This window comes from Marinomonas primoryensis, from assembly GCF_013372285.1.
GTDB lineage: Bacteria > Pseudomonadota > Gammaproteobacteria > Pseudomonadales > Marinomonadaceae > Marinomonas > Marinomonas primoryensis.
In genome coordinates, this window is sequence record NZ_CP054301.1 from 598,528 (window position 1) to 614,297 (window position 15,770).

Annotated in this window: 19 protein-coding genes; 13 read left to right on the forward strand and 6 right to left on the reverse strand. The window is 42.6% G+C overall.

Annotated features, from left to right (window positions below):
- Positions 1 to 4: 4 nt before the first annotated feature.
- Positions 5 to 1,192: an HlyD/EmrA/EmrK family protein gene (locus MP3633_RS02735; protein WP_217909043.1), complete on the forward strand. Its 1,188-nt coding sequence runs from the start codon at positions 5 to 7 to the stop codon at positions 1,190 to 1,192.
- A gap of 12 nt (positions 1,193 to 1,204) precedes the next feature.
- Positions 1,205 to 2,695 (forward strand): DHA2 family efflux MFS transporter permease subunit, encoded by a 1,491-nt coding sequence (locus MP3633_RS02740; protein ID WP_176334383.1) that lies wholly within the window; start codon positions 1,205 to 1,207, stop codon positions 2,693 to 2,695.
- Between the two features lie 112 nt (positions 2,696 to 2,807).
- On the opposite strand, the gene MP3633_RS02745 is transcribed toward MP3633_RS02740, so the two are convergent.
- On the reverse strand, positions 2,808 to 3,263 hold the full coding sequence (locus tag MP3633_RS02745) for a GNAT family N-acetyltransferase (RefSeq protein ID WP_176334384.1): 456 nt from the start codon (positions 3,261 to 3,263) through the stop codon (positions 2,808 to 2,810).
- A gap of 115 nt (positions 3,264 to 3,378) precedes the next feature.
- Here MP3633_RS02745 and MP3633_RS02750 point away from each other — a divergent pair, with 115 nt between their 5' ends.
- Entirely contained in the window at positions 3,379 to 3,840 is a 462-nt protein-coding gene (locus MP3633_RS02750) for a GNAT family N-acetyltransferase (RefSeq protein ID WP_176334385.1), read from the forward strand.
- Here MP3633_RS02750 and MP3633_RS02755 read toward each other — a convergent pair.
- Together MP3633_RS02755 and MP3633_RS02760 are read right to left on the reverse strand one after the other, a co-directional pair.
- The gene (locus MP3633_RS02755) at positions 3,837 to 4,100 is read right to left on the reverse strand and encodes a DUF3820 family protein (RefSeq protein WP_176334386.1); all 264 of its coding nucleotides are present in this window, start codon (positions 4,098 to 4,100) and stop codon (positions 3,837 to 3,839) included. The two genes, MP3633_RS02750 and MP3633_RS02755, sit on opposite strands and share 4 nt — an antisense overlap.
- A 64-nt stretch (positions 4,101 to 4,164) precedes the next feature.
- Complete coding sequence (locus MP3633_RS02760) at positions 4,165 to 5,055, reverse strand: LysR family transcriptional regulator (RefSeq protein WP_176334387.1); 891 nt, start codon at positions 5,053 to 5,055, stop codon at positions 4,165 to 4,167.
- A 187-nt stretch (positions 5,056 to 5,242) separates the two neighbouring features.
- On the opposite strand from MP3633_RS02760, the gene MP3633_RS02765 reads away from it, so the two are divergent.
- From MP3633_RS02765 to MP3633_RS02805, 9 genes are all read left to right on the forward strand, one after another.
- Complete coding sequence (locus tag MP3633_RS02765) at positions 5,243 to 6,361, forward strand: S-(hydroxymethyl)glutathione dehydrogenase/class III alcohol dehydrogenase (RefSeq protein WP_176334388.1); 1,119 nt, start codon at positions 5,243 to 5,245, stop codon at positions 6,359 to 6,361.
- Positions 6,362 to 6,438: 77 nt separating this feature from the next.
- Positions 6,439 to 7,269 carry an S-formylglutathione hydrolase gene (gene fghA / locus MP3633_RS02770; RefSeq protein ID WP_176334389.1) on the forward strand — a complete coding sequence of 277 codons (831 nt, stop codon included), beginning with the start codon at positions 6,439 to 6,441 and terminating at the stop codon, positions 7,267 to 7,269.
- 394 nt (positions 7,270 to 7,663) lie between these two features.
- Positions 7,664 to 7,906: a type II toxin-antitoxin system Phd/YefM family antitoxin gene (locus MP3633_RS02775; RefSeq protein ID WP_176334390.1), complete on the forward strand. Its 243-nt coding sequence runs from the start codon at positions 7,664 to 7,666 to the stop codon at positions 7,904 to 7,906.
- Positions 7,903 to 8,166 (forward strand): Txe/YoeB family addiction module toxin, encoded by a 264-nt coding sequence (locus MP3633_RS02780; protein WP_176334391.1) that lies wholly within the window; start codon positions 7,903 to 7,905, stop codon positions 8,164 to 8,166. Before MP3633_RS02775 ends, MP3633_RS02780 begins: the two co-directional genes overlap by 4 nt.
- A 256-nt stretch (positions 8,167 to 8,422) precedes the next feature.
- Complete coding sequence (locus MP3633_RS02785) at positions 8,423 to 9,241, forward strand: hypothetical protein (protein ID WP_176334392.1); 819 nt, start codon at positions 8,423 to 8,425, stop codon at positions 9,239 to 9,241.
- A gap of 520 nt (positions 9,242 to 9,761) precedes the next feature.
- On the forward strand, positions 9,762 to 10,193 hold the full coding sequence (locus tag MP3633_RS02790; protein ID WP_176334393.1) for a hypothetical protein: 432 nt from the start codon (positions 9,762 to 9,764) through the stop codon (positions 10,191 to 10,193).
- A 58-nt stretch (positions 10,194 to 10,251) separates the two neighbouring features.
- On the forward strand, positions 10,252 to 11,406 hold the full coding sequence (locus MP3633_RS02795) for an amidohydrolase (RefSeq protein WP_176334394.1): 1,155 nt from the start codon (positions 10,252 to 10,254) through the stop codon (positions 11,404 to 11,406).
- A 107-nt stretch (positions 11,407 to 11,513) separates the two neighbouring features.
- Positions 11,514 to 12,125, forward strand: coding sequence for a LysE family translocator (locus MP3633_RS02800; protein WP_176334395.1), 612 nt, complete (start codon positions 11,514 to 11,516; stop codon positions 12,123 to 12,125).
- Positions 12,126 to 12,197: 72 nt separating this feature from the next.
- Positions 12,198 to 13,031: an SDR family NAD(P)-dependent oxidoreductase gene (locus MP3633_RS02805; RefSeq protein WP_176334396.1), complete on the forward strand. Its 834-nt coding sequence runs from the start codon at positions 12,198 to 12,200 to the stop codon at positions 13,029 to 13,031.
- On the opposite strand, the gene MP3633_RS02810 is transcribed toward MP3633_RS02805, so the two are convergent.
- Positions 13,028 to 14,050, reverse strand: a complete 1,023-nt coding sequence (locus MP3633_RS02810) for an alpha/beta hydrolase (RefSeq protein ID WP_176334397.1) — start codon at positions 14,048 to 14,050, stop codon at positions 13,028 to 13,030. The genes MP3633_RS02805 and MP3633_RS02810 overlap by 4 nt on opposite strands.
- Positions 14,051 to 14,067: 17 nt before the next feature.
- Positions 14,068 to 14,355 carry an HlyU family transcriptional regulator gene (locus MP3633_RS02815; protein WP_176334398.1) on the reverse strand — a complete coding sequence of 96 codons (288 nt, stop codon included), beginning with the start codon at positions 14,353 to 14,355 and terminating at the stop codon, positions 14,068 to 14,070.
- Between the two features lie 188 nt (positions 14,356 to 14,543).
- On the opposite strand from MP3633_RS02815, the gene MP3633_RS02820 reads away from it, so the two are divergent.
- Positions 14,544 to 14,765: a VF530 family protein gene (locus MP3633_RS02820; RefSeq protein WP_112136658.1), complete on the forward strand. Its 222-nt coding sequence runs from the start codon at positions 14,544 to 14,546 to the stop codon at positions 14,763 to 14,765.
- On the opposite strand, the gene MP3633_RS02825 is transcribed toward MP3633_RS02820, so the two are convergent.
- Complete coding sequence (locus MP3633_RS02825; RefSeq protein WP_176334399.1) at positions 14,762 to 15,760, reverse strand: GGDEF domain-containing protein; 999 nt, start codon at positions 15,758 to 15,760, stop codon at positions 14,762 to 14,764. The genes MP3633_RS02820 and MP3633_RS02825 overlap by 4 nt on opposite strands.
- Positions 15,761 to 15,770: the final 10 nt, after the last annotated feature.

Genomic DNA, 15,770 nt, shown 5'->3' on the forward strand with positions numbered 1-15,770 from the left:
AATTATGCAAGACAACGTTGAAAACACAGTGGCTCCAAAGAAAAGCAAGCGTAAGAAGAGCTTAATCATTCTTTTCGGTATTGTTGTATTAGGTGCCGTGGGAACTGGCTGGTACTACGAAGAGTATGTTGTTGGTAATCAAACCACTGATGATGCTTACGTTAACGGCAACATCGTCTCTATCACACCAGAAACGGTTGGCACTGTTACGCAAATTACCGTAGACAGCGGTGATTTTGTACAAAAGGGGCAAGTCTTAGTGCGTTTTGATGAGGCCGACGCAGACCTTGAGTATGACAATGCCAAGGCGAAGTTAGCCCAAGCGGTCCGACAAGTAAGAGCCATGTTTAATAATGTGACGCAAGCGGAAGCGGTGGTCGATGCCAATAAAATCGCGTTACACAAGGCAGAACGGGATTATGATCGTCGTAAAAATATGGTCAAAGCCGGTGGTTTGTCTCAAGAAGATCTAAGCCATGCGAAAGACATGGTTGATTCCGCTCAAACTCAACTTGCCGTTGCGGTTGAACAATTGAAATCACAGTCTTCCATGATATCGGGCACAACAGTAGAAACTCATCCTACGGTTCGATCCGCGATTACCAATGTTAAACAGGCCTATCTGACCAAACAGCGTACTAATATCGTCGCTCCAGTGACTGGGTATGTGGCGCGCCGTCAAGTTCAGCTAGGGCAGCGCGTTTCACCTAGCTCTATTTTAATGGCCGTTGTCCCACTGGATGAAGTGTGGGTAGACGCTAACTTTAAAGAAACTCAAATGGATGATATGCGCATTGGCCAGCCCGTTGCTTTGATAAGTGATCTTTATGGAGACAAAGTGGTCTTTCATGGAACGATAGAAAGTTTGGGTATCGGTACGGGCAGTGCATTTTCAGTTTTACCAGCACAAAACGCTACCGGTAACTGGATTAAAATTGTTCAGCGTTTACCTGTTCGTATTACGTTAGATGCACAGGACATTGCTAGTCATCCTTTGCGCATTGGTCTATCTATGAATGTTGAGGTTGATACAGCAAACACATCTGGCAAATTGTTATCAACAACAAGCCCAGAAAAACCGCGCTTTGTAACCAATGCCTATCATCAACCGATGGAAAATATTCAACAGACTATCAGCCAAATTATTAAAGACAATGATGCCCAGCTTAACCATGCATCCACAAATAAGTAGTAAGGGCGATCTATGAGTCAACAAGAAGACTTTCGCCCAGCGAATATGGCTCTGTGTATCTTTGCCATCTCGCTGGGGGTGTTTATGCAGGTGCTGGATACCACTATTGCAAACGTTGCATTGCCGACTATTGCTGGCAATATGGGTGTGAGTTTTAACCAGGGTACTTGGGTTATTACCTCCTTTACCGTTTGTCTTGCGATTGGCTTACCTATTACCTCTTGGTTAAGTCGTCGCTTTGGTGAAGTGCAACTTTATATTGCGGCCTTGCTAAGCTTTATTATTACTTCATTTTTATGTGGTATCGCGCAAAACATGGCCGAAATGGTTTTTTTTCGTGCCATACAAGGGTTGTCAGCAGCGCCGCTGTTTCCGATGAGCCAAGTGCTTTTGATGTCTATCTTCCCGCGAGCGAAACGGGGAATGGCGCTTGCGCTGATCGGCATGGTGGCCGTAGTTGGCCCAATTGTGGGTCCAATACTTGGAGGCTGGTTAACCTACAACTATAGTTGGCCATGGATTTTCTTTATCAACATTCCGGTAGGGATTTTCTCAATTGTTGTTATCTTAGCGCAGTTTAAAGATCGACCTCAGCAGAAAACCAAACCGAAATTGGACATCATCGGATTAGCAACCATGGCGTTGGGTGTTGGTGCTCTGCAGATTGTGTTGGATAAAGGTAATGATTTAGATTGGTTTTCTAATAGCTGGATTATTGCAGGCTCTGTGTTTGCTGCCATTATGCTGATTTTTATGGTGATTTGGGAGTTAACTGACGACCATCCGGCAATCAACCTTCGCTTATTTGCAAACCGAAATTTCTGCATCGGCACCATATTGCTGACATTAGGTTTTGGAGGTTTTTTCAGCATCAACCTGATTCTTCCGCAATGGCTTCAGACCCAAATGGGCTACACCTCATTTTGGGCAGGATTGGCGGCGGCACCATTAGGGATCTTGCCTTTATTGATGTCGCCCTTATTGGGAAAATTCGGTAATCGACTCGATATGCGTTGGTTAGCAGCAGGCTCATTTTTGGTTATTGGAATAAGTTGTTATTGGCGAACTCTATTTAATTTAGAGGTGGACTTTAAAACCATTGCGCTTATACAGCTGTTTATGGGGATTGGCATTGGCTTATTCTTTATGCCAATGACGACGATTTTAATGTCGGATCTGAATGGTCCTGAGATTGCGGATGGGGCTTCTTTATCTACCTTCATTCGAACCCTAGGCGCGAGTTTTTCATCTTCTTTAACCGCTTGGATATGGACTCGTAATTCAAGTGTTCATCATTCGGTATTAAGTGAAAATATATCGCAATATAACCCGATTGTGTCGCAACAACTTGAAAACCCAAGTGTAGAAAGTCTGATGAACTTTAATCAGACAGTGACGTCACAAGGGTTAATGATGTCAACCATCGATTTATTTACGATGCTGACCGTCTTATTTTTCGTTCTTACGCCATTTATTTTCTTTACGAAAAAGTCTGCTAGTTAGCATGGGCATTAATTAATCAGTCTCTACCTAATCGCCCCAAATACATCTAATGTGTTTGGGGCGATTATCTAGTAGAAAAATAAGCAGCTTCTTGTTCTTAAAGTTTTTTTCTTTAAAGCCCTCTGGTCATAAATACGCTGTACGGATCTAGTTTGTAGTCGGAAAACGGGCCGCATTCATTAAAACCATGTTTTTTGTAGAGCTTTCTGGCGGGGGCAAAGAAATCTTGTGGACCGGTTTCTAGGCTGATTTTTTTGAATCCTTTGTGGCCAGCAGCATCGAGTATATGGCTCAGTAACGTAGAAGCCACGCCTTTATTACGAGCGGCACTGGTGGTTCTCATGGATTTGATTTCGCCGTGTTGGTTGTCGATTGTTTTCAGCGCGCCACAACCCAATAATTGAGTGTTTTCCCATACGGTCCAGAAGAGAATGTTTGGTTTTTTGAGTTCGGTTAAGTCTAAAGCATGCACACATTCGGCTGGTGATGCGGTGTGCATATCCTCAAGGTGTTCGGTTAATAGTTTCTGGATTTCTGCTCCAGATAAATCGTCTATTCTGATGTCCATTCGTTTATTTTCCCTAATTTATACTGTCATTTTACATTCAAAATATGGGCGGTAATAAACAAAAGAGTATACTGCTTTTAATAAAGGGTAAATATGGAAGGAGAGAAGGTACGATATGACAGAGCAAGTGAATTTGCGGCCCGTTACTATGGCAGATGCGGAAGATTTGTTGGTGTGGCGAAATGACCCTGAAACACGACATGCATCTCATAATACCGATGAAATATCGTTAGATAGGCACCTAGCGTGGCTGGAAGCGTCTTTGAATAAACCTGAGCAACGGCGCTTATGGATAGCAGAAATGAACGCTAAATCGGTTGGTACCTGCCGAGCGGATCGTATCGACGGTGCTTGGGAGCTGTCTTGGACTGTGGCGCCAAATTTTCGCGGAAAAGGCATCGCCCAAAAAATGTTATCTGCCATCATCGAGCGTTTTCAAGATCCGCTAGTGGCAGAGATTAAGGTCGGTAATATTGCCTCAATAAAAGTCTCTGAACGAGCAGGCTTCATCTTTGATAAAGAAGAACATGGTGTGCTGTTTTATGTGTTTCCTAGAAAGTCTACCTCGTCATATTAGTCATCAAAACGAATACGTACTTTCGGCTCGTCTTTTTTCTTTTCTGTTGGTCTACGCAGTGGATCAACCAGCTTTTCTAAACCGTTGATTTTAATTTCAAGTGACAGTTGTAGCCATTGCCCTAGATTGCCTTTTGGCCAACCTTCTTTTGCAAACCACAGTAAATACGCTTCTGGCAGGTCGATCAAAATACGACCTTGGTATTTACCAAACGGCATGGTTTGACGAGCAACTTGAACGAGATCTTCTTGTGAAAACATAGTATTTACTTATTTAATGTAATGACGTGCTTAATGAATTTGTGTGTATTTAAACATAAGCCAGTTATTTGGCAAACGCCGGATTCTCTTTAAAACGCTGAATCAGATAATCACAGATGCGCTGTAATTTTGGTGATGGCTGGCGAACTTTTGGATAAACCAGCCAAACGCCACTATAAGGATATTGATACTGAGGGAGCAGGGCGATTAGTTTACCACTGGCCAGGTCGTCATTTACGTAATAATCCGGCAGCTGGGCGATGCCTAATCCTTTGCGAACTGCGTCTATTAACGCGGGCCCAGAATTGCTGCGCCATTGGCTGGTGATTTTTATTTCTTTGCGTTGTCCGTCTTGTTGAAATAACCAATGACTCTTCGAACCAATCAAACAGTGATGTTTATTAAGTTCTGCAAGCGTATGCGGCATACCGTGTTGGTCGATGTAGTCGCGTGAAGCGCAAAGATATTCAACACGATCACACAAACGGCGTGATAAATGGCTCGAATCTTTCATCGCACCCATACGAATAGCAAGGTCATAGCCTTCGTCGATGATGTCTACCGCGCGATTGGTAAGATGAAAATCCAGTTCGATTTTAGGATGATCCAATAAAAAATCGTTCATCAGCGGCGCAATATAACGCTCGCCAAAAGTGGTGGCACAGGTCATTTTAAACAATCCAATTGGTGCTTGATTCAGCGTTGAAATGACTTCTTCCGCACTACTCAGCGCCTCAGGTAAACCGCGACAATGCTGATAATACAGCTCACCTGCTTCGCTTAGACGAATGCGTCGGGTGGTTCGAAATAATAGCGTGGTGCCAAGCTCAGCTTCTAATTGAGTAATCAAGCGACTGATGTGCGAAGCCGAAACACTGAGCTTAATCGCCGCCGCCGAAAAGCTACCTTGTTTAACCACTTCGATGAAGGCTTCCATTGCTTCCCAATTTTTCATATTTCACTCACTTGGCTTGATTTTATGTTTGGTACTTTATCGCAGATAAGTGAGATTAAAAAATGATTATTGCTGTATGGCAATAATCATTTTCCAAAATGGGCATTATCGTCGTAATGATTTACGACTACACTGAGTGCCATTATCGAGATGAAAAATTAATTATAAACACACTTTGGAGAACACAATGAAATGTAAAGCCGCTGTTGCTTGGGGCCCAGGTCAACCCCTTAAAATTGAAGAAATTGATGTACAAGACCCGCAAGCGGGTGAAGTTTTGGTTCGTATGGTGGCAACCGGTGTTTGTCATACTGATGCGTTTACGTTGTCTGGCGAAGACCCAGAAGGTGTTTTTCCTGCGATCCTAGGTCACGAAGGCGCAGGTGTGGTTGAAGCGGTTGGTGAAGGTGTCACGACACTAAAAGCTGGCGATCACGTTATTCCTCTTTACACCGCAGAATGTGGTGAGTGTAAATTCTGTAAATCTGGCAAAACCAACTTATGTAGTGCCGTTCGCGAAACTCAAGGGAAAGGCCTGATGCCAGACGGCACAAGTCGTTTTAGCATCAATGGCGAACCGATTTTTCATTACATGGGCACGTCTACTTTTTCCGAATACAGTGTGGTTCCTGAGATAGCGCTCGCAAAAATTCATGTTGATGCACCGTTAGAAAAAGTCTGCTTGCTAGGCTGCGGCATCACCACGGGGATTGGCGCAGTGTTGAACACGGCTAAAGTCGAAAAAGGCGACACGGTGGCGGTATTTGGTTTGGGTGGCATCGGTTTGTCGGTAATCCAAGGCGCACGCATGGCTGGCGCTGGCCGTATTATTGCCATCGACATTAATGAATCTAAATTCGAAATGGCGAAACAATTTGGTGCGACAGATTGCGTTAATCCGAAGTCATTCGACGCACCTATTCAGCAAGTCATTGTGGATATGACAGACGGCGGCGTGGATTACTCGTTCGAATGTATTGGTAACGTGCAAATTATGCGTCAGGCGCTTGAGTGTTGTCATAAAGGTTGGGGCGAATCCATCGTTATTGGCGTGGCCGGTGCGGGACAAGAAATCTCAACGAGACCATTCCAACTAGTGACTGGTCGAGTCTGGAGAGGATCGGCGTTTGGTGGTGTTAAAGGCCGCAGCCAATTGCCAGGTTACGTAGAAGACTACATGAACGGAAAAATCGAAATCGACCCATTCGTGACACACACCATGCCGCTTGAAGACATCAATAAAGCGTTTGATTTGATGCACGAAGGGAAGAGTATTCGTACGGTTATCCTGTTTGATAAAAAGTAACGGCTTCTGATCAATCGAAAATCACGTTGGCTTTCTTCCCTATAGAAAGTAGAAAGCCAACGCTAAGGAGTGGAACGATGGAATTACTTTCCAGTACTAAAAGCTTCGGTGGCTGGCTAAAACGCTATCGCCATGAAAGCTTGTCGGTAAAAAGCGAGATGACGTTTGCGATTTATTTGCCGCCACAAGCAGAAACACAAAACGTCCCCGTTTTGTACTGGTTGTCGGGTTTGACCTGTACTGACGAAAATTTCATGCAAAAAGCCGGCGCCTTTCGCAAAGCAGCGGAATTAGGCTTGGCGATTGTATGTCCTGATACCAGCCCGCGTGGCACAGAATATCCGAACGAACATGAAAGCTATGACTTTGGATCTGGGGCGGGGTTTTACGTCAATGCGACAGTGGAACCGTATTCGAACACCTATCACATGTACGATTACGTGGTACAAGAGTTGCCACATTTGATCGAGATGAACTTTCCTGTCACTGACAAACGTTCTATTTCTGGTCATTCTATGGGTGGTCACGGCGCCTTGATTTGCGCACTGAAGAATCCAGGCATATATCAATCTGTATCGGCTTTTGCGCCAATCGTGAATCCAACCAATTGTCCTTGGGGTGAAAAAGCCTTCACCGGTTATTTAGGAGAAGACAAAGCTACTTGGAACGAATGGGACGCTACTTTTCTAATCGAGAAGGCAAGTGAACGCTTACCTTTGTTTATCGATCAAGGCGAAGCCGACAACTTTTTGGTAGAACAGCTTAAACCAGACGCCCTAGAAGCCGCCTGTGAAAAAGTTGGTCATCCGATTACGTTACGTCGTCAACCGGGTTACGACCACAGCTACTTCTTCATCGCCAGCTTTATCGACGAGCACCTAGAACACCATTCCAGAGCCTTGAGTTAATCATAAATTAGCTTCTCTTAGAATCGACAAAAGTGAGCCGAGGCTCGCTTTTTTATTGACTGAAAACATATTTAAAAAACACGTAGGGAGGCATGCGCAAAGCGTAATTCACCGTTTTTGCAGGTTGGTCTTTAGGCCAACAACTTCAGATAGAGCAGGTTCGGAGGAGACTCAAACCAAGCGGCGTTTCTCCATATGTATGAAAAGTCTGCAAAAATGTCTGTTAGCTCTAAGCTTCCTTGGTTATCAGGGGGGATTTAGCTCGCGATAGCGCTTATTTTAAGGGAAACGGGCCTAATTTTGAGGTCTGAATAAAAACAAAAAAACGTTCGTCTTGACGTACGTGCTTTAATACGTACAATTTGATCATAAGTTAAACAACCTGAGGTGTGTGATGGCTGGAATTACAGCAACAGAAGCCCGTGGAAATTTGTATCGATTGATTGATGAAACCGCAGCTTCCCATGAACCGATTACGATTTCGGGTAAGCGTAATAATGCGGTTTTGGTGTCTGAGGAAGACTGGTCTGCGATTCAGGAAACATTATTTTTATTGTCTGTGCCGAAAATGCGTGAATCTATTCGTGAGGGTATGGATACCCCGGTTAGTGAGTGTGATGAGGGGTTGGACTGGTGACATGGACGTTGGTTTATACCAAGCAAGCTCAGAACGACGCGAAAAAGTTAGCATCAAGTGGTTTGAGATCTAAAGCTCAAGAGTTGCTTAATTTTATTGCGCAAGATCCCTTTCAAAAACCACCTCCGTTTGAAAAACTCATTGGTGATCTTTCTGGCGCTTATTCACGAAGGATTAATATCCAACACCGATTAGTTTATCAAGTATTAGACGCTGAAAGAATGATAAAAGTGCTTCGGCTTTGGAGCCATTATGAGTAGTTTGACTTCATTAGAAATAGTTTAGATACAGGTCAAAAATTAAATTTTTATTTAAATCTCATTTCAGTGGTAAAGACTGCATAGATCATCCTGAAATTTGGGTTCATATCAGTTGGTTTTTTTAAAAATTTTATTCTATTCGTTATGGTTTTACTGTTACTATGTTTACCAAGTGATTTGTTTAGTTTTTATACTAAATACTATTTTTTAGATTAAGGTTGATATTATCAAACGGTTCCTTACTTACAGCTTATTTTTGATGGTTTTTATAGGGCTTTCTTGGAATGGAGTAGTCTATTATGTCGATTGGAAATTAGCCAAAAAAGCTGAAATAACGGCTTATGAGAGTTGCGACAAAATCTGGGCAGCACGTGGAGTGTATAATTTCCATGAAGAGGAAAATTCCATTACCGCTTTTAACCGAGCTTTTGCTTTAGGTGCTAAAGGAGGTGAAGTTGATTTTTTTTATGATGTTAAGTCTGATAGTTTTATTGTTTCTCATGGTAAACCTAAACAAGATGAATCAGGTAACCTCATTTACTCACTTAAAGAAGGTAAGCTGCTGACTTTAGAGAAATTGTTCGAAAGTGTTCCTGAGCATACTTACTTTTGGTTGGATTATAAAAACTTAGACAGATTATCTGATACTGATACTCAGGCAGCAATTAATCGTTTAAAAATTGTCGCTAAGAAAGCAAGAAACATTAATTACTTATATATTGAAGGTTCTAATCCAAATCACCTGTCTAGGTATACGCAAGCTGGGTTCCATACTATCTTAGCAGTGCAGCCATTACCTGAAAGCCATTTTTTATCGAGCCTTTCAGTAAATATATTTAAAGTAGCTTATTACTTTTATGATGTTAGTGCTTTAGCAATGCGTTATGGTAATTACTCGGATCCTATTTTTGCAAAAAACAATAAAAACTTATTATCCTATATACCTGTATTTCTTTTTCATGTACCTAAGGACGTTGTTTTGGTTGAGAGCTTGGTTAAAGAGCCTAATGTGAACGTATTATTAGTAGGTCGTGATGAAAGTGTCAGTATGTTCAATACGACGGCTTGCAAGTAGATCTGTTCATTTTCTCTTAAATAAAAATGTTTTAATTAGCCTAGTTATAAATTTACTAGGCTTTTTTATTTTGGTATTGAGCTAATCTCGCTTCTAATAATCTCCAAATCATAATTCTTAAAGAAAGTGGAACCTAGGAAAGGTGCGAACAAGTCCTCTTGCCTCAGTATGTGGATAAAAGCCTGTTATTCGAGGCGAGTACCGAATGTGAATAGTTGGCCTATTTTCGAGGTGCTCAACAAAGAATTCAGGCTTTTAGGTCATACCCTTCGGGTCTTTCAGGGAAAACGTCACATTTCGTTGTGACTCTGTGAAAGGTATCTACACTCCTTCATCGTCACGCCTTATTAGGCGATTTCTCTGAAAGACTGAGGCTTAGTAGGCTTATTCGCATCTTCCCTTGCCATTTGGCTTATCGTAATTTGTGTTCTACTATTTTGATTGACCAGATGACTGTCTAAATCAATATAAGATACTTTAACCCTTTAAATGGAGTATGACGTTGAAGAAAATAACCATAATGGCGCTATTATTTTTGATCCCTCAATTATCGATGGCGGCGTTGATAAACGAAATGCAAACGTGCCAAGGCCTCATCGAACATATCGATAAGAAACTAGATGAAACGGGTTCTAAATATGACAAAGGTGCAGTAAAAAAAGTTCGTAATGGACTAGAAGGTTATAATCAATATATTCAACGTGAAATTGTGACTCCTGGACTATTACAGTTCAACGGCGGCGATCAATCTAAAGCGAAGGCAATGCAAGAACAGGTTGATGCGTATAAGAAAACAGTCGCTAAACGATACGACCTTACCTACCCTCAAAATGAAATATTTATGAATCATGCCATGGCGGTAAACGAATGCGCGAAACAAGCTGTGCCTTCTGGTCAAGAGCTAGAAGATTTAAAAGAAGCGCTTAACCTAATGGTCGAGTTTGCGCAATAAATTGAAGTTTGAGCCAGATTCTAACTCTTTAAGACTAATCTCAAAAACAGGCCCAAGCATGCAATCTCTAGAACAGTTAATAACATTACGTAAAACACTTCACCAGAACCCAGAACTTTCTAATCAAGAAGAAGCAACAGCGGTTCGAATACTCAATGAGTTTAAGTGTTTTTCACCGGATGAAATCGTCACAGACCTTGGTGGTACTGGGCTTGCCTTTGTATTTAATGGAACCGACAGTGGTCCAACGACTTTGATTCGCAGCGAATTAGACGCGTTGCCAATCGAAGAAACCAATACCTTTTCGCATCGTTCGCAAGTAAAAGGCGTTTCTCATAAATGTGGTCACGATGGGCACATGAGTATTGTGACGGCGCTGGGTGCGGAATTGGCAAAATCTCGGCCACAGAAGGGTCGTGTCGTGCTGTGTTTTCAGCCAGCCGAAGAAACGGGGATGGGCGCGATTCAAGTGGTGAACGATGTATGTTTTGCTACCCTCAAACCGGATTATGCTTTTGCGTTGCATAACTATCCTGGGTTAGAGCTAGGTAAGGTGGCTGTACGAGCAGGGACTTTTAATTGTGCTTCGAGAGGCATGATCATCCATTTAAAAGGCAAAACGTCTCATGCGGCGCACCCTGAAAATGGGATAAGTCCAGCCAATGTTATGTGTAATATTATTCAAGAATTGAATGCATTGCCTTCTAAAATCGTGGGTCAAGGAATAGAAGGGCGGCATTGGGTGACGGTGATTCACGCCAAATTGGGTGAGGTCGCTTTTGGTACAGCGCCGGGTGACGCCGTGGTGATGGTGACGTTGCGCAGTGAAAGTAATGAAGGTATGCACACTTTAATAGAGCAGGCTGAGGCGTTTTCGCGACGGTTGGCTGAGCAAGAAGGGCTGAGCATTTCGTTTGAATACGATGACGTATTTCAAGCCAGTGTAAACTCTCAAATAGGCTGTGATCTTGTTGTGAATGCCTGTGAAACCATGAAAACACCTTATTTATTATTGGATGAGCCAATGCGCTGGTCTGAAGACTTTGGGCAGTTCACTGCAACCGCGAAAGAAGGTGCCATGTTTGCCTTGGGCGCAGGTCAAACTAGTCCACAATTACACAACCCAGATTATGATTTCCCCGATTCATTGATTCCGATTGGTCGGGACATTTTTTTGGACATCATTCGTCAATTAAATGGTTTAGAAGGCTAGGTGAAGAAACAGAAGATAAAGCTAGGGTAAACGCTCAAGTCATTGGAAAACACGAACATACTGCTTTAAAGTGTCTTAAAGAATAGTCATGGATAAGAGGCGTAATCATGGATAACTATTTATTGTTTGTGGGGGTGGCTGTTGCAACCATTTGTTTGCCTGGACCGGCGGTCCTTCTTACGATTAATAACTCTATTCAAAAGGGTGTCTTAAAAACACTGGCGGGAATTTCCGGTGTGACGTTGGGGATTTTGTTGGTCGCGACGATATCGGCGACCAGTTTGGGCATTATTTTAGCCAGTTCAGCGATGGCATTTGGTGTGGTGAAAATAGTTGGGGCCGTTTATCTGGTGTACCTTGGCATTAAAATGTGGCGTAGCAAAGCGCCTCGTAGCATTGACCTAGGAGACAAGCACAGCTCGTTTTTGAAATGCTTCGCAGAAGGCTTTTTGGTGTCCATGACGAACCCTAAAGCAGTGGTGTTTTTTATGTCTATCTTTCCTCAGTTTATCGATTTGAACCAAGAATATTCTCCACAGTTTATTCTGCTCGCTGTGACTTTTAGTGTGTTGTCGGTGTGTATTCATAGTGTGTATGCTGCGACAGCGTCTTTGGCGAAAACCAAGTTGTCGTCCCAAAAAGGTCATGCGGTTCTAAGCAAAGTCAGCGGTAGTGTGTTTGTTGGCTTTGGTGTTGGATTAGCGGCTTCCAGTCGGTAATTTACTCCCGACGATTTTGGGCCTTACGCTGTTGCGTTTAAAGGTTACGTTCATTTATTACGAAGGTGTTCAATGCAGTATTCTATTCTTATTACAGGTTGTTCAACAGGTATTGGCTTGGAAGCCGCAAGAATGCTTCAGGACCGGCAGTTTCTCGTTGTGGCCAGTTGCCGCAAACAAAAAGACGTAGACGCATTAAAAGCTCAGGGTATAAAGCATGTTGTACAGTTAGATTTGGCAGACTCGAATTCGATTGCAAAAGGGCTGGAAGAGACATTAGCCATTACTCATGGGCATTTGTTTGCCCTGTTTAATAATGGCGCTTATGGTCAGCCTGGTGCGGTGGAAGATTTGCCTGTTGATGTACTAAGAGCGCAGTTTGATAGTAACTTCTTTGGCACTCATGAACTGACAACAAAAGTGCTTAGCATCATGTTAGCCCAAGGTTATGGCCGGATCATTAATAACAGTTCGGTGCTTGGTTTAGTTGCCGCGCCGTTTAGAGGGGCTTATAACGCGAGCAAGTTTGCCTTAGAAGGGTTAACAGACACGTTACGTTTAGAGTTATTTGATACACCGATAAAGGTGAGTTTGATTGACCCAGGCCCAATCGAAAGTCACTTTCGTGCCAATGCGTTGACCGCGCTAAAAGACAATATCGATATGGTGAACAGTCGCCATCAAAAAGGTTACGAAGAAGCGATAGCAAGGCTCAGTAAAGAAGGTGCGACGTCATCGCAAACATTGCCAGCCAGTGCGGTGGTTAAAAAATTGATTCATGCCTTAGAATCAAAACGGCCTAGAGCGCGCTATTACGTAACAACGCCAACCTACGCGGCGGTCTTCATGAAACGATTATTGCCAACGTGTTTGTTAGACTGGGTGATGCGTCGCCAAGGCGCTTAGGGTTCTTGTTGATTTTCATTAAACTGCTTTAGCCAATTGGTGATGGCCGACAAATAGGCAGTTTGAGCGGGCTGATGCGATAGGTACAAATCATGGAAGCCCTTCGGAATAGAGGCGGTTGTTAGGTGATTAAAGGTCCTGTTAGCAGCGTCTTGCATGCTATCAACGTCTAATACACCATCGCCTTGTTGGGTTTCCTCTACGGTTGATTTCCCTATTGTGCTGATTTTTGAATGACATAACAAAGTTGGAATATCTATTTTTTGATTGGCAAGATTACGTTGTGCAAAGATAATTTCTCGCAGCCAATGGAAAGATAAATCAAACCCCTCTGCTGGCTTCCAATCCAATCGATAATCCCATTCTCCACCAAACTTACGGTGCAGCGTTTTCGAGTAAATATTGATTTTTTTGGCTCGTAAATACAAAAAAGGTAAAGCAGAAACTAAGGCTCGAATGGACCAGCTTATCTTATTGAGTGCCAACGGTGGAAAGGGAAGTGCAAGAAACGGGCTATTTAGTATTAACCCACTGACGGTTGGAAACGCTTTGTTGTAATGACTGGCTCGTTCAGGCAATGCGAAGGGTTGCGCCAAGTAAGTAGACACGACTAAGCCGCCGGTGGAGTGTCCTAGTATGACAACGTCATTAACGCCGTCTTGTTTCATCGTGGCTAAGGCAATGTCTAAGTCTTGGCTGTATTGCTCAATCGAATCACACCAATTGGGTGGTGTTGAAGGGCGAATAGAGCGCCCATAGCCTTGTAAGTCGACGGCGTAGAAACGATAGCCAAGGTGAATAAAGTGCTCAGCCAGACCCGTTTGAAAAAAATAGTCTGTATAACCGTGGACATACAAAATGGCTTTTTCGGCGTTTGGGTTGCCAGCATGGTGAATAAGCGTGCTATGAACTTGGCTTTTTGGGCCTGAAAAGGCAAAAGTGCGAGCAATAAAGTCGGCACCTAATAGGTCTTCACATTTGTTAACTTGTTTCCAGTGTTGTCCTATTGATGCGCTCATCTTGCTTTCCTTTATCGTTAGCCGAAAATATTGTCGCCTAGTTGGTCTATGGTTAACTTGGTTTTGCGAAGCGTGATTTGAATGCACTCGTCACGATTTGGCATTAAGTCTGAGCGAATGAATTTGTGTGTTTTTTGATCTTCGCCTTCTCCTTTAGTGATAGTCGCTGCAACTCTAAATTGACCGCCGTCTTTCATTGGTGCGGGGACGATTGAAAAACCTTTATACTCTATTGTTTCTTCTGCTTTTTCTGGTGCGCTTTCGCCGCCTGAAAATAGACCTTTAAGGCCAGATAAAATACCCATTAATTAATTCTCCTATGTTTGACGCTATTGTTTGGGGATTTTGCGTATTAGTCAAATATTCTTAGATAATTTTGCTTTTTTAACAAATTGACCATAGCAAGAATGTAAGGTTAAAGAAAAAATGAGTTTGCTTCTGCTTGCTGTATACTCCTCCAAAATCGTTAATTGAAGAACAGGATTAGATTAATATGAGCGAAACACAAGTTAATAACCCATTGCATGGTTTGAAGTTAGAAAAGGTCGTAACGGATCTAGTAGAGCATTATGGCTGGGAGGAGTTATCTATTCGTATCAACATTAATTGTTTTAAAAGTGATCCATCGGTGAAATCCAGTCTAAAGTTTTTACGTAAAACACCTTGGGCGAGAGAAAAAGTAGAAGCGTTGTTTTTAGAGACATTTACTCACTAATTACGTATTTGATTTCGTCCTTCATGCTTAGCTTGATAAAGCTTCACATCGGCCGCTCTCAGAAAATCGGTAAATTCTTGCCCTGGTTGTAACGAACTGATGCCAATACTGACGGTGAGTGTGATTGCATCTGTATGGCTATGGAATGTTGCTTGCTCAATTTTTTTCCTAATGACTTCAGCCTGTTCATAGGCTTGTATATCGCTTATTCCCTTTAATAAAACAATAAACTCCTCGCCACCTAAACGGTAGACGCTTAGGTCTTGAATGGACTGTTTAATTTCATTGGCGACCTTAATAAGCACGGAGTCGCCAATGTCATGGCCAAATTTATCATTGATGTTTTTAAAATGGTCGATATCAATGATGAGCATGTGAATGCTTTCCGCTTTTTTGCGGACGGCGCTAAAGTCCGCTTTTAGTGCGTGGCGGTTTTGTACGCCGGTTAACGCGTCTTGTAGTGCAAGAGCTCGTAGAAATAGACTTGTTTTTTGTCGTTGGACTTCGTAAATGTGGCACATTAACCAAACAGAAGAGTAAGCCAAAGTGAAGTTGAAAACGGTTCGATAGGGCATGAAAAGGCTTGTGTCTGTTCGAAGGTATAAAATGGCAGCGGAAAACATGACAATCATGGCACTAAAGCAAAAGCCTTTTTTTAACCCAAATAAGTTGTAGTACCAAAGTGGTAAGGCGAGGCTCCAAAAGATCGCGCCAGCCCAAAACTCCATTAATGATGCAGACGCTAAAATATTGAAGGTTAAAAGTGCCATTAAGGTATAGCTTTGCCATGGCTGATAGCGCTCTTTTAATGAAGAATAAAAGCAATAGCCACTAAAGGCAGCCACAATGATTTGTACAGCGCCGAGCCCTATTTTTTGCATCAACAGCATGTTTAATAAAAAATACACGCTGTGTAATGCACACACTAGAATGCTTAACCATTTATGTAATGCTTCAGGTGGTACGGAGGTTTGTGGATGTTGTCGAGTACTCATTAACGGTTTC

Excerpts from the sequence above, each read along its gene's own strand:
- MP3633_RS02735 (WP_217909043.1), top strand. The coding sequence starts at position 5 with ATGCAAGACAACGTTGAAAACACAGTGGCTCCAAAGAAAAGCAAGCGT.
- MP3633_RS02740 (WP_176334383.1), top strand. The coding sequence starts at position 1,205 with ATGAGTCAACAAGAAGACTTTCGCCCAGCGAATATGGCTCTGTGTATC.
- MP3633_RS02745 (WP_176334384.1), bottom strand. The coding sequence starts at position 3,263 with ATGGACATCAGAATAGACGATTTATCTGGAGCAGAAATCCAGAAACTA.
- MP3633_RS02750 (WP_176334385.1), top strand. The coding sequence starts at position 3,379 with ATGACAGAGCAAGTGAATTTGCGGCCCGTTACTATGGCAGATGCGGAA.
- MP3633_RS02755 (WP_176334386.1), bottom strand. The coding sequence starts at position 4,100 with ATGTTTTCACAAGAAGATCTCGTTCAAGTTGCTCGTCAAACCATGCCG.
- MP3633_RS02760 (WP_176334387.1), bottom strand. The coding sequence starts at position 5,055 with ATGAAAAATTGGGAAGCAATGGAAGCCTTCATCGAAGTGGTTAAACAA.
- MP3633_RS02765 (WP_176334388.1), top strand. The coding sequence starts at position 5,243 with ATGAAATGTAAAGCCGCTGTTGCTTGGGGCCCAGGTCAACCCCTTAAA.
- fghA (WP_176334389.1), top strand. The coding sequence starts at position 6,439 with ATGGAATTACTTTCCAGTACTAAAAGCTTCGGTGGCTGGCTAAAACGC.
- MP3633_RS02775 (WP_176334390.1), top strand. The coding sequence starts at position 7,664 with ATGGCTGGAATTACAGCAACAGAAGCCCGTGGAAATTTGTATCGATTG.
- MP3633_RS02790 (WP_176334393.1), top strand. The coding sequence starts at position 9,762 with ATGGCGCTATTATTTTTGATCCCTCAATTATCGATGGCGGCGTTGATA.
- MP3633_RS02795 (WP_176334394.1), top strand. The coding sequence starts at position 10,252 with ATGCAATCTCTAGAACAGTTAATAACATTACGTAAAACACTTCACCAG.
- MP3633_RS02800 (WP_176334395.1), top strand. The coding sequence starts at position 11,514 with ATGGATAACTATTTATTGTTTGTGGGGGTGGCTGTTGCAACCATTTGT.
- MP3633_RS02805 (WP_176334396.1), top strand. The coding sequence starts at position 12,198 with ATGCAGTATTCTATTCTTATTACAGGTTGTTCAACAGGTATTGGCTTG.
- MP3633_RS02810 (WP_176334397.1), bottom strand. The coding sequence starts at position 14,050 with ATGAGCGCATCAATAGGACAACACTGGAAACAAGTTAACAAATGTGAA.
- MP3633_RS02815 (WP_176334398.1), bottom strand. The coding sequence starts at position 14,355 with ATGGGTATTTTATCTGGCCTTAAAGGTCTATTTTCAGGCGGCGAAAGC.
- MP3633_RS02820 (WP_112136658.1), top strand. The coding sequence starts at position 14,544 with ATGAGCGAAACACAAGTTAATAACCCATTGCATGGTTTGAAGTTAGAA.
- MP3633_RS02825 (WP_176334399.1), bottom strand. The coding sequence starts at position 15,760 with ATGAGTACTCGACAACATCCACAAACCTCCGTACCACCTGAAGCATTA.